The 12,113-nt window shown below is 74.0% G+C and carries 9 protein-coding genes; 2 read left to right on the forward strand and 7 right to left on the reverse strand.

The genetic code is table 11. The features are described 5' to 3' along the window. Positions 1–46 precede the first annotated feature (46 nt). The 4 genes from K7396_RS15385 to K7396_RS15400 all read right to left on the reverse strand — a co-directional run bounded on the left by K7396_RS15385 (position 47) and on the right by K7396_RS15400 (position 6,132). Positions 47–1,162 (reverse strand): CHAD domain-containing protein, encoded by a 1,116-nt coding sequence (locus tag K7396_RS15385; protein ID WP_086721437.1) that lies wholly within the window; start codon positions 1,160–1,162, stop codon positions 47–49. Between the two features lie 142 nt (positions 1,163–1,304). After that, positions 1,305–3,587: an RNA degradosome polyphosphate kinase gene (locus K7396_RS15390; RefSeq protein ID WP_086721429.1), complete on the reverse strand. Its 2,283-nt coding sequence runs from the start codon at positions 3,585–3,587 to the stop codon at positions 1,305–1,307. A 413-nt stretch (positions 3,588–4,000) separates the two neighbouring features. Further along, positions 4,001–5,044: an ABC transporter permease gene (locus K7396_RS15395; RefSeq protein WP_086721428.1), complete on the reverse strand. Its 1,044-nt coding sequence runs from the start codon at positions 5,042–5,044 to the stop codon at positions 4,001–4,003. Continuing rightward, the gene (locus tag K7396_RS15400) at positions 5,041–6,132 is read right to left on the reverse strand and encodes an ATP-binding cassette domain-containing protein (RefSeq protein ID WP_086721427.1); all 1,092 of its coding nucleotides are present in this window, start codon (positions 6,130–6,132) and stop codon (positions 5,041–5,043) included. The genes K7396_RS15395 and K7396_RS15400 overlap by 4 nt, the downstream gene beginning before the upstream one ends. Before the next feature lie 101 nt (positions 6,133–6,233). On the opposite strand from K7396_RS15400, the gene K7396_RS15405 reads away from it, so the two are divergent. Then, on the forward strand, positions 6,234–6,851 hold the full coding sequence (locus K7396_RS15405; protein ID WP_086721426.1) for a GNAT family N-acetyltransferase: 618 nt from the start codon (positions 6,234–6,236) through the stop codon (positions 6,849–6,851). Positions 6,852–6,909: 58 nt separating this feature from the next. On the opposite strand, the gene mshD is transcribed toward K7396_RS15405, so the two are convergent. Then, positions 6,910–7,848 carry a mycothiol synthase gene (mshD, locus tag K7396_RS15410; protein WP_223659985.1) on the reverse strand — a complete coding sequence of 313 codons (939 nt, stop codon included), beginning with the start codon at positions 7,846–7,848 and terminating at the stop codon, positions 6,910–6,912. A gap of 154 nt (positions 7,849–8,002) precedes the next feature. Between mshD and K7396_RS15415 the strand changes: the two genes are divergently transcribed. Further along, entirely contained in the window at positions 8,003–9,811 is a 1,809-nt protein-coding gene (locus tag K7396_RS15415; protein ID WP_086721424.1) for a bifunctional metallophosphatase/5'-nucleotidase, read from the forward strand. A gap of 66 nt (positions 9,812–9,877) precedes the next feature. Here K7396_RS15415 and K7396_RS15420 read toward each other — a convergent pair whose 3' ends face one another. Together K7396_RS15420 and K7396_RS15425 are read right to left on the reverse strand one after the other, a co-directional pair. After that, positions 9,878–10,804 (reverse strand): aminoglycoside phosphotransferase family protein, encoded by a 927-nt coding sequence (locus K7396_RS15420; RefSeq protein WP_086721423.1) that lies wholly within the window; start codon positions 10,802–10,804, stop codon positions 9,878–9,880. A 170-nt stretch (positions 10,805–10,974) separates the two neighbouring features. Next, on the reverse strand, positions 10,975–11,856 hold the full coding sequence (locus tag K7396_RS15425) for an NAD(P)H-binding protein (RefSeq protein ID WP_223659987.1): 882 nt from the start codon (positions 11,854–11,856) through the stop codon (positions 10,975–10,977). Between the last annotated feature and the right edge of the window lie 257 nt (positions 11,857–12,113).

A 12,113-nucleotide genomic window follows, 5' to 3' on the forward strand; every position in this document is an offset into this window, starting at 1 on the left:
CCGCCGTCCTCCGTCCTCTGCCGTCCGCCCTGTGTCCCCTCGGTCCTCAGCCCCGGCGCTCCGGGGTCCGCGGCAGCCAGACCCGGCCGAAGGCGAAGCGGGCCGCCTCGACCTCGTGCCGCTGGTCGGCGTGCAGCACCCCGAGGGCGTACGCCGTGGCCGGGGCGATCCGGGGAGTGCGGGCCGCGGCGGCGGCAGCGGCGGCGGCCTCCGCGGCGTCCCGGTGCCAGGCCAGCGCCCGGCCGGCCTCCGCCAGCCGGAAGTCGGCGCACTCCGGCGCGATGACCTCGCGGGCGTAGCGGCTCAGCCGCACCAGCAGCCGCACCTGGTGCCAGGGGGTGTCCTGGCGCTGGTCGGCGGCGAGCGCGGCGGCGTTGTACGGGTAGCCGGCGCGGGAGAGCGGCAGTGCGGCGACCGCCTCGGTGAGCTGTCGGTGCGCCTGCTCGGCGAGCGGGGGCAGGGCCTCGGCGGCCGGCAGCTCGCCCGCCGTACCGGCCAGCGGAGCCTCGGAGGCGAGCACCGCCACCGAGTCGGCGACGGCGTGGAAGCGCGACGAGCCGAGGGCCTGCAGCGCGGCGGAGTGGGCGCGGGTGCGGGCGAGGGTGAGCTGGCGGTCGAGCAGGGCCCCGGCGCGTGCGGCACCGGCCGACAGCGCGCCGTCGGGATCGGGGTCGCCGGCGGCAGCGGAGGAGGACGGGGCGGCGGACGCGGCGCCGGGCCCGGTGGCCGTACGGTCCCCGCGTTTGCCCCGTTCCGCGCGGCCCTGGCGGTCGGGGCGCTCGGGCCGCTCCCCGCGGCCGGTCAGGCGTTGCAGCGCCGTCATCAGCCGCTCGCGGCGGGAGGCGCAGGCCTGTTCGCGGGCCAGGGAGCCGGAGAGCCAGCCGAGTTCGGAGCGGAGCTGGTCGGCCCAGACCTCGTCGGTCAGCGGCCGGAAGGTGTGCAGGGTGGCGCTGATGCGGCGGGCGGCCCGCCGCAGCTGCCGGGCGGCCTCACCGGCGCCCTCCGCGTCCGAGCCGCTCTCCCGGTGCAGCCGCAGGCTGCGCAGGAAGTCCGCGGACTGCTGGTGCAGATAGCCGGCGAGCACCTCCTCGGCCGTGCGGCCGGCGAGGACGGCGCCGGTCTCGGGGCCGGCACCTTCGTCACCCGGACCGTGGGGCGTCATCGGCCGGTACGCGGCGTCGTCCGGTCCCGGTGTGCCGTCGTCCGCGCCGTACGGGCCGTCCACCACCGCGGACCGGGCTCCGCGTGCCGGGCCGGGCTCGTATCCGGTTCCGAGGAGGCCCGCGGCCCCTCCGGTCGGCTGGTCATGTCGCTGGGCCACGCCGGCGCCTCCGGGCGTCGATGAGCATTTCCTGAATGTTGCGCAGCGGGGCGCCGTCCGCGTCCACCGCGTGCCGGGTCCAGTCGCCCTCCGGGCCCAGGTGCCAGGAGGACGTGGTGTCCGCCATCCCCGTCTCCAGCATCCGGTTGAGGGAGGCGCGGTGCGCCGGGTCGGTGACCCGCACCAGCGCCTCGATCCGGCGGTCGAGGTTGCGGTGCATCATGTCGGCGCTGCCCAGCCACACTTCGGGCTCGCCGCCGTTGCCGAAGACGAAGACCCGGGAGTGCTCCAGGAAGCGGCCGAGGATGCTGCGGACGCGGACGTTCTCGCTCAGGCCGGGTACTCCCGGGCGCAGCGCGCAGATGCCGCGCACCCAGACGTCGACCGGCACTCCGGCCTGGGAGGCGCGGTAGAGCGCGTCGATGACGGCCTCGTCGACCATCGAGTTGACCTTGATGCGGACGTAGGCGGGCCCGCCCGCGCGCTGGCTGGCGATCTCCTTGTTGATGCGCTGTATCAGGCCGTCCCGCAGGGACTTGGGGGCGACCAGGAGACGGCGGTAGGTCTCGCGGCGGGAGTAGCCGGAGAGCCGGTTGAAGAGGTCCGAGAGGTCGGCGCCGACCTGCGGGTCGGCGGTCAGCAGGCCGAGGTCCTCGTAGAGCCGGGCCGTCTTGGGGTGGTAGTTGCCGGTGCCGACATGGGAGTAGCGGCGCAGCATCTCGCCTTCCTGGCGGACCACGAGCGAGAGCTTGGAGTGGGTCTTCAGGCCGACCAGGCCGTAGACCACGTGGCAGCCGGACTCCTCCAGCTTGCGCGCCCACTTGATGTTGGCCTGCTCGTCGAAGCGGGCCTTGATCTCGACGAGGACGAGGACCTGCTTGCCGGACTCCGCGGCGTCGATCAGGGCGTCCACGATGGGCGAGTCGCCGGAGGTGCGGTAGAGCGTCTGCTTGATCGCGAGCACGTCCGGGTCGGCGGCGGCCTGCTCCAGGAACGCCTGCACGGAGGTGGAGAAGGAGTCGTAGGGGTGGTGGAGGAGGACGTCGCGGGCGCGCAGGGCGGCGAAGATGTCCGGGGCGGACGCCGACTCCACCTCGGCGAGGTCGCGGTGGGTGCCGGCGACGAACTTGGGGTACTTCAGCTCGGGCCGGTCCAGCGCGCCGATCCCGAAGAGGCCGGTCAGGTCCAGCGGGCCGGGCAGCGGGTAGACCTCGGCGTCGGAGATCTTCAGCTCCTGGACGAGCAGGTCGAGCACCGCGGGGTCGATGGACTCCTCGACCTCCAGGCGCACCGGCGGCCCGAAGCGCCGCCGCATCAGCTCCTTCTCCAGGGCCTGCAGGAGGTTCTCCGCGTCGTCCTCCTCCACCTCCAGGTCCTCGTTGCGGGTGACCCGGAACATGTGGTGCGCGCGCACCTCCATGCCGGGGAACAGCTCCTCCAGGTGGGCGGCGATGACGTCCTCGATGGGGACGTAGCGCTGCGGGGAGGCCTCCAGGAAGCGGGAGAGCAGCGGCGGCACCTTGACCCGCGCGAAGTGGTCGTGGCCGCTGACCGGGTTGCGCACGACGACGGCGAGGTTCAGCGAGAGGCCGGAGATGTACGGGAAGGGGTGCGCCGGGTCCACGGCCAGGGGCGTGAGCACCGGGAAGATCTGCTGCCGGAAGAGGGTGAACAGGCGGGCCTGCTCCTTCTCGGTCAGCTCGGGCCAGCGGATCAGGTGAATGCCCTGGTCGGCCAGCTCGGGGGCGACGTCCTGCTGGAAGCAGGCGGCGTGCCGGGCCATGAGTTCGCGCGAGCGGGTCCAGATCAGGTCCAGCACCTCGCGGGGCTGGAGTCCGGACGCGGAGCGGGTGGCGACGCCGGTGGCTATCCGTCGCTTGAGTCCGGCCACCCGGACCATGAAGAACTCGTCGAGGTTGCTGGCGAAAATCGCCAGGAAGTTCGCCCGTTCGAGGAGGGGGGTGGCCGGGTCCTCGGCCAGTTCCAGCACCCGCTCGTTGAAGGCCAGCCAGCTGCGCTCACGGTCCAGGAACCGGTCGCCGGGCAGCTCCTCGCCGTCCGCGCCCACCACGCCCTCGTCCTCGTACGCGTCGGGGTCGGCGTCCAGGTCGGGCTCCAGGCCGGGCACCGTGCCCCGGACCGCCTGCGGGCGGTGCGCGGCGATCGAACCCACGGACGGCTGGGCCGACGGCGCCGCGGCCCGCGGGGGCTGCGGGGTCGGCGTCTCGGGCTGAGCCTGTGCCTGAGCGCTGGGCTGCTGGTTCATGGACCTATTCTTCCGCGTCCGGGGGGTTCCAGGCGCGTCAGGAAGTGGCGGCGGCGCGAGATGGAGCCTCGGGTGGGGGGCGTTCGGCACAGCGGGCTGCATTCACCGATGCTCGCAAGCGACGTTGAATCACTGGTAACGCGGATATGGCGGCCAGGCAAGCGGGGTGCTACTCCCAGGCGATTTCCGGTCCCGCCGGGGGCTGTTGGCGAGGGGCCGGTGGCCGGGGACGCGGCCCGGCCGCTCCTGGGGCGCCCCGGGTCCAGGGCCCGGTACCCGGGGCCGCCGCCGGGGCCCGTCCCCCTGTGCCTCCCCCGGGGCCGCCGCCGTCACACACCCGGTGTTCTCCGGGGTGCGCGGCCGCGTTTGTCCGGGGTGCGGGCCGCCGCGGCCCGCACCCCGGTCCGTCCGTCTCAGCCGTGCCGGCGCCGCATCACCCGGAAGGCGATCACGGTCAGCGCCGCCGTGAGCGCCAGCACGATCCCCGCCTCGATCCACGCCAGCGGCCAGTGGTGCGAGGCCGGGTGGTGGTCCATGTACTGGCCGACGACACCGTGCTGCCGCAGACAGTCCTCGTAGCCGGCGGCGGCGTCGCACGGGGAGTCGGACAGCCGGGCGCCGGAGCGGGTGTAGTGCCCCTGCCCCACCAGCCACGAGTCGTCCGGCACCTGGGCCGGCCGGTCCTTGGGGAACTCGGTGGTCACGGCCGGCAGCAGGTACGGCCTGAGCTGGGCCAGCACGACCTGCACCGCCACCACGACGCCGAGGGTCACGCCCATCGACAGCACCGTACGGCGCAGCAGCAGACCGGCCAGTACGCCGACCGCCAGGGCCAGCAGGGCGTAGGCGACCGGGACGGGGCCGAGGGCGTGGAAGCCGAGGGTGGAGTACCAGTAGAAGCCGGAGACCTCGTCGCCGGCGACCTGCCAGAGCCAGGTGTAGACCAGCGAGAGCGCCGTGGCGGCGCCGGCCACGGCCAGCGCGGGCAGCCCGGTCTTCGCGGCCAGCCAGCGCAGCGGGCCCACCGACTGGGTCAGGACCAGCTTGTGGGTGCCGGCCTCCAGCTCGCGGGCGATCAGCGGGGCGCCGAGGAACAGCCCGATGAGCGCGGGCAGCAGCACCAGGCCCGTTTCGGCCAGCCGCAGGGACGGGCCGAAGGTGTCGCGGAAGGCGGTGACCGCCTTCTGGGTGCCGTCGCAGCACGGATCGAGGGAGATCTGCGAGCAGCCGGCGATGTGGTGGGCGTCGATGAAGGCGGCCGTCTGGCCGCGCAGCACCGCGCACCAGACCGCGCCGGCGGCCGCCGCGGCCAGCAGCACGCCGAGGACCAGGCGGTGCTGGCGCCACACCAGCCAGAGGAGCCCGCCCAGCGGCGCGCGGCCGTCCCTCTCCCGGGTTCCGCCCGGGTCGCCCGTCGTGCCGCGCCCGTTCGTACCGGGGTGTGCCGTGGTGGTCATGCCGCCGCTCCCTTGCCGCTGTGGTGGTCGTGCGCTGTGCCCGCCGCGCCGCCCGGCGGGCCGTCCCGGCCGCCCGGACGGCTCCCCGGGCCGGGCGGTCCGTTGCGCGGCATGCCGGGGATGCCCGGCTTGTTGCCGGGCCGGCGGTGCCACCGCGCCGGGACCGGCTCCGCGCTCGGCGCTATCAGTGCGGGCGCGTCGGGCGCGCGCAGATAGGCGAGCAGAAGTTCCTCCAGGGACGGTTCGGCCGTCTCCCAGGGCCCGGCGGCGACCGTGCCCAGGCGCCGTACGACCGTGGTGAAGCGGCGCCCCGACGTCTGGGTGTCGATGACCGTGTGGGCCGCGATCGCGCCCGGCAGCGCCGCGCCCCGGTGCTCCCCCATCACCAGGGCGTGCGCGCCGATGAGGTCGTCGACCTCGCCCGCGAGCCGGATCCGGCCGCCGCCCAGCACCAGCAGGTAGTCGCAGACCCCGTCCAGCTCGGCGAGCAGGTCCGAGGACAGCACGACGGTCGTGCCCAGCTCTGCGGCCTGGGCCAGCAGCAGCGCGGTCGTGCGGTGCCGGGCGATCGGGTCGAGACCGGCCAGCGGCTCGTCGAGCAGCAGGAGTTCGGGGCTCGTGGCGAAGGCGAGGGCGAGACCGAGGAGGGTGCGCTGTCCGCCGGAGAGGGCGCCGGCCCGGACGCCGAGGGGCACCCGGCCCTCCCGGACGATCCGCTCGGCGCACCGCGCGTTCCAGCGGCCGGGGTTGAGCGCGCGGCCCAGCCGCAGCGTCTCGGCGACCGTCAGCCGGGGGTAGAGGGGCGTGCCCTGGGTGAGGTGGGCGGTGCGGGCGCGGTTCGCGGCGGTGGCCGGGGCCGCGCCGCCGACCCGTACGGTCCCCTCGCTGGGGCGGGTCAGGCCGGAGACGAGCGAGAGCAGGGTGCTCTTTCCGGCGCCGCCGGGGCCGACCAGTGCGCAGATGCGGCCGGCCGGCAGCCGGAAGGTGCAGTCGCGCAGGGCCCAGCGCAGGCGGTGGCGCCTGCCGAGGCCGATCGCCTCGACGGCGGTGCGCCCCGAGGCGCGGCCGGTCACCTGGTCCGTAGCCATCGGCCGCTCACCCGTCCCCCCGAGTCATTCCACTAATTAAGTAGTGAAAGGGTGGGGGAAATGGGCTGCGCCTGTCAACCTCCGCTGCCTACGCTGACCGGGTGCCCACCCCCTCCGCACCCGTGACGCCGCCGCTGCCGTACACCCCCCGCTACCCGATACGCACCGAACGCCTGGATCTGCGCCCCGTCACCCCCGACGACCTCCCCGCGATCCACGCCTACCAGCGCCGCCCCGAGGTCTGCCGCTACCTCTACTGGGGCCCCCTCGACGAAGCCGGCTCCCGGGCCTCGGTCGCCGCCAAGGCCGCCCGCACCACGCTGCGCGAGCCCGGCGACCTCCTCCAGCTCGCCGTCGTCGTCCGCGAGAGCGGCACCCTGGTCGGCGACGTCACCTTCGTCTGGCGCAGCAGCGAGCACCGCCAGGGCGGCATCGGCTACGTCTTCCACCCCGACCACGCCGGCCACGGCTACGCCACCGAGGCGAGCCGGGCGCTGCTGAAACTGGGCTTCGAGGAGCTGCACCTGCACCGCGTCCAGGCCGAGTTGGACGGCCGCAACACCGCCTCGGCCCGGCTGCTCGAACGCCTGGGGATGCGCCGGGAGGGCCACCTGCGGGAGAACGAGTTCCTCGACGGGGAGTGGAGCGACGAGGTCGTCTACGCGATGCTGGCGCGCGAATGGCGGGCGCGGCAGGACGAGCGCGCCCGGCAGCGGTGAAAAAACGGGGCGGACCCTGGTGGGCCCGCCCCGCGGCACGCTCGTCCGGCGCCCGGTCTCACGTCTCCGAGCGGTACATCAGATCCGTCTCGTGCGTGGCGAACCCCATGCGCTCGTACACGCTCACCGCCGCCGCGTTGTCCGCGTCGACGTAGAGCATCGCCGTCGGCAGTCCCTGGCCCGCGAGGTGCCGCAGCCCGACCGTCGTCAGCGCCTTGCCCAGGCCGCCGCCCTGGGCGCCCGGCCGCACCCCGAGCACATAGACCTCACCGAGGCCGTCGTCGGCGTGCACCTTGGTCCAGTGGAAGCCGACCAGCCGGCCGTCCTTCTCCGCCAGGAAGAAACCCTTCGGGTCGAACCACGCCTCGCCCTTGCGGTCGTCCAGATCGCGCTGGATCAGCGACCCCTGCTCCGGGTGGTGGGCGAAGGCCGCCGCGTTCACCTCCAGCCAGGCCGCGTCGTCGGTGCCCGGCTGGAAGGTGCGCACGGACACCCCCTCGGGGAGCACCGGCTCCGGCAGCTCCAGGTCCGTCAGCGAGCGCCGCATCTGGCGCAGCTCCCGGAACATCGTCAGCCCGAGGGTCTGGGCGAGGTGCCGCGCGGCCGGATGCCCGCCGTGGGCCCAGACCCGCAGCCGGCGCCCGGACTGCTCCAGCAGCTCGCCGCCCAGCGCCCGGCCGTGCCCGCGGCCGCGGTGGCCCGGGTGCACCACCAGCTCGGCGGCCGGCGCCTCCACCGGGTCGGTGTCCTCCAGCTGCCCGTACGCGACCAGCTCCTCGGCCTCGTCGCCGCGCGAGTACAGCAGCACATGGCGCACGCCCGGGCGCACGCCCCCGCGCAGCTGCAGCCGCCCCTGCTCGGACACGGCGGGCTGCCCGTCCGTACGGGCGGCCCGCTCGATCAGCCCGGCGACGGCCGCCGCCTCCTCCGGCGCGAGCTCGTCGACCACCTGGATCCTGCGGCCGGCCCGGCCCATCTCCTGTGCAGCGTCAGTCATGTGTGCAGCGTACGACCCCGCCGGGCTCCCGGCGGGGCACCACCCGCGCTCCCCGCCCCTGTCGGCAACCCGCTCGTCACCAGGAGACCCCTGTTGCACTACGCGCGTCGACAATAAGCTGCCGTCCGCTCAGGACCATCCAGGAGGGGACCACATGCCAGCGACACCGCAACGGGGCCGCACCGCAAGACGTTTGACGATCGGCGCCGCCGTACTGGCCGCCGCCGGGCTCACCGCCGCCGCTGTGCCGGCCGGCGCCGACACCGGCCACGCCGCCCGGACCGGCCGCACCGTCGATGTGCAGCTGCTCTCCTTCAACGACTTCCACGGCAATCTCGAACCGCCGCAGGGCTCCTCCGGCACGGTCGAGGAGGCCCAGCCGGACGGCACGAAGAAGACCGTCCCCGCGGGCGGCGTGGAGTACCTCGCGCAGTCCCTGCGCACGGCCCGCAAGGGTCACCCCTACTCGGTCACCGCCGCGGCCGGCGACCTGGTCGGCGCCAGCCCGCTGCTGTCCGGGCTGTTCCACGACGAGCCGACCGTCGAGGCCATGAACAAGCTGGGTCTGGACGTCACCTCGGTCGGCAACCACGAATTCGACGAGGGCCGCACCGAGTTGACCCGCCTGCAGAAGGGCGGCTGCCACCCGAAGGACGGCTGCTACGAGAAGGGCAGGAAGTTCCGGGGCGCGGACTTCCCCTACCTCACCGCCAACGTCACGGACGAGAAGACCGGCAAGCCGCTGCTCAAGCCGTACACCGTCTGGCGGCACAAGGGCGTCAAGATCGGCTTCATCGGGGTGACCCTGGAGGGCACCCCGGACATCGTCAACGCCGACGGCATCAAGGGCCTGAAGTTCCACGACGAGGTCGCCACGATCAACAAGTACGCCAAGGTGCTGAACAAGCAGGGCGTGAAGTCGATCGTCGCGCTCATCCACGAGGGCGGCATGCCCGCCTCCACCTCGTACAACTACCACTGCGACAGCCCCGGCCCCGGCGACGGCATCTCCGGCCCGATCACCGACATCGCCAAGCACGTCACCTCCAAGGTCGACGCGCTGGTCACCGGCCATACCCACCAGGCGTACGCCTGCACCATCCCGGACCCCTCCGGCCGGCCGCGCACCGTCACCTCCGCCGCGTCCTACGGCAAGCTCTACACCGACACCACGCTGACCTACGACCGCCGCACCCGTGACATCGTGCGGACCAGCGTCAAGGCCCCCGGCGCGGCCAACCACGTCGTCGACCGCGCCCAGCCCAAGGCCGCGGACATGACGTCGCTGATCACCCGCTGGAACAAGCTGGCCGCGCCGGTCGCCGGCCGCCCCGTCGGCCACATCTCCGCCGACATCGCGGGCCGCGGCGCCACCACCCCCGAGTCACCGCTCGGCGACGTCATCTCCGACGCCCAGCTGGAGGCCACCGCGGCCGACGGCAAGGGCGGCGCCCAGCTCGCCCTGATGAACCCCGGCGGGGTGCGCTCCGACCTCGCCTTCACGGCGTCCGGCTCGGAGGGCGACGGGGTCGTCACCTACGGGGAGGCGTTCACCGTCCAGCCCTTCACCAACATGATGAACGTCGTCGACCTCACCGGTGCCCAGCTGCTCACCGCACTCCAGCAGCAGGTCAGCGGCCCCAACGAGGCATCCCCCAAGATCCTCCAGGTCTCGAAGGGCCTCACCTACACCCTCGACATGACCAAGAAGGGCGCCGACCGCGTCGTCAAGGACTCCGTGAAGCTCAACGGCACGGCCCTCGACCCGGCCAAGACCTACCGCGTCGCGATGAACGAGTTCCTGGCCGGCGGCGGCGACGGCTTCGCCGCCTTCAAGAACGGCACCGACAAGTACGTCGGCCCCTCCGACCTCGACGCCTTCACCGCCTACCTCACCGCCCACTCCTCGGCGACCAACCCCCTCACCCCGCCCAAGGCGGACCGGATCACGGTCGTGAAGTAACACGCGGCAGCACAGGGGGCGGCCGGTGAAACCACCGGCCGCCCTTCTTCTTGCCCCGCCCCGTCCTCACCCCGTCCCGAACCACGTCTCCGCGAGGGAGTCCAGGGTCGGTCGGGGCGGGGCGGGCAGTTCGCGGAGGTACCAGGGCAGGTTGCTGTAGCGGTGCAGCAGGGTGTGGGCGAGGAGGGTGGCGGGGGCGAAGGTCTCACCGTAGGCGCGGAGGACGCGGGTGAGGAGGCGGGGGTCGCCGCGGGAGACGAAGAGGCCGACGGCGACGAAGTCGTAGGCGCGGGAGCCGATCATGGCGGGTTCGAAGTCGAGGAGGCCGGTGAGCCGCCAGTCGTCGTGCTCGTCGACGGTCAGATGCTGGCGCATGAACTCGGTGTGGAGGAGGACGGCGGGCCCGGGGGCGGCCGGGGGCGCGGCGTCGAGGAAGCCGGGGATCTGCTCCAGCCAGGGTTCGGGCAGGCCGTGGGCGCGCTGCCGGGCGACCGCCGTGCCGCGCTGCCGGCCGGTGAAGGCGTCCCAGTCGCCGGGGCCGAGCACGTCGGCGAGCGGTGCGGTGTCCCGGGCGTGCAGGGCGGCCAGGGTCTCCCCCGCCTCGGTGGCGATCCGGTCCCGCTCGGCCGGGGGTATCCGCGGCCAGGCGACGGCGAGATCGGTGCCGCGCAGCCGGGACATCAGGACGTAGCGCCAGCCGTTCTCGCAGGCACCGGCGTCGTGGAGGTACGGGGTGGGGACGGGGAGTTGGCCCTGCAGATGGGCGAGCACCCGGGCCTCAACCAGGCCGTCGGTCGCGGCGGAGGCCGGGAAGAGCTTGAGGACGTAGCGGTCCCCGACGGCGTAGACGGGCTGGGAGCCGGCGGGAAAGCGGATCAGGGGGCCCGCGCGCAGACCGAGCCGGTCGCAGAGCGCGGCGGCGCCCGGCCGCATCACCGCTTCGTCGGGGACGATCGCGTCCCACTCGTCGTCCGTGTCCACACGAGGCAGCATGCGCGGACGGTAGGACGGGGAAAGGCCAGGCGGCAAAGGGTTTTCCGGCGGGACCGCGCGTCATCGCGGCGTCTTGCGGCCGGAGTTCGGGCCCCGTGGAACCTCGCCGGGCCCGCCTCTGCGGCCTGCCCGGGCCGGCGGGCCGCCGGGGGCACCGGCGGCCGGGCCGGTCAGGTGAAGTCGGCGGCGTGGTCCTCGGCCCACCGGGCGAAGGTGCGGGCCGGGCGGCCGGTGACCTGTTCGACGGCGTCCGAGACGGGGAAGGGCGGGGCGTCGACGGTGGCGCCGAACATCCGGACCAGTTCCCGTGCGGCCTCCTTGGTCAGGTACCGCCCCACCATCGCCTCGGCCGCCTCCTCCTCGGAGATCTGCTCGACCCTGATCTCCCGGCCGGTCGCGCGTCCGATCGCGGCGACCTGCTGGGCGAGGGTCATCCGCTCGGGGCCGGTGACGACGTACGCCCTGCCGAGGTGCGTGCCGGTGCGGTCCAGGAGGGCGACGGCCGCGACGTCGGCGAGGTCGGCCTCGTGGACGGGGACGCTCTGGGCGCCCGGGTGCGCCTCGCGCACCACACCGGCCGCGCGGATGGAGGGGGCCCAGGCCAGGGCGTTGGTGGCGTAGTTGCCGCCGCGGACGACGGTCCACTCCAGGCCGGAGTCGCGCACCGCGCGCTCCAGTCCGGCGTGCAGCCGGGCGATGAAGTGGGTGTCGTCGGCCGGGGTACCGGTCACCGCCATCGAGGAGTTGAGCACCACCCGGCGGACCCCGGCCCGGACGGCGGCGTCGAGCACCGCGACCGCGGCGGCGTCGCCGCCGGCCGCGAGATTGAGGAACAGGGCGTCGGCTCCGGCCAGCAGCGGGGCGAGGTCGCCGGTGCCGGTGAGGTCGGCGCGGACCGTCTCGGCCGCGGCCGGCAGCCCGGCGCGCGCCGGGTCGCGGGTCAGCGCGCGCACCGCGGCGCCGTCGGCGAGGAGCCGGCCGACAAGGCTGCGGCCGATGTTGCCTGTTGCCCCGGACACCACGATCAGGGGGCGGTCTTGTGGCGATGTCATGGGATGACCACCGTCTTCCGTTTGCCGGTCGGAGGAATTCTGGAAGTGAGGAGCGCGGGCAGGTGTGCCGGGCGGGGAGGTCGGGCAAGGGGGACAGGGCGGACGGAGATCGACGGGCCCTGACATGGTGTGCACTGTCGCCCAGGTCACCAAGAGGTGTGACGGTAGTTCAGGTCGGCCCACAAGCAGGGCAATTTTTTATCAAGACCGACGCGACAACCTTCGCGTATCCGACTTACTGCCGGTGCAACTTGCGT

It is taken from the genome of Streptomyces angustmyceticus, assembly GCF_019933235.1.
Classification (GTDB): Bacteria; Actinomycetota; Actinomycetes; order Streptomycetales; family Streptomycetaceae; genus Streptomyces; species Streptomyces angustmyceticus.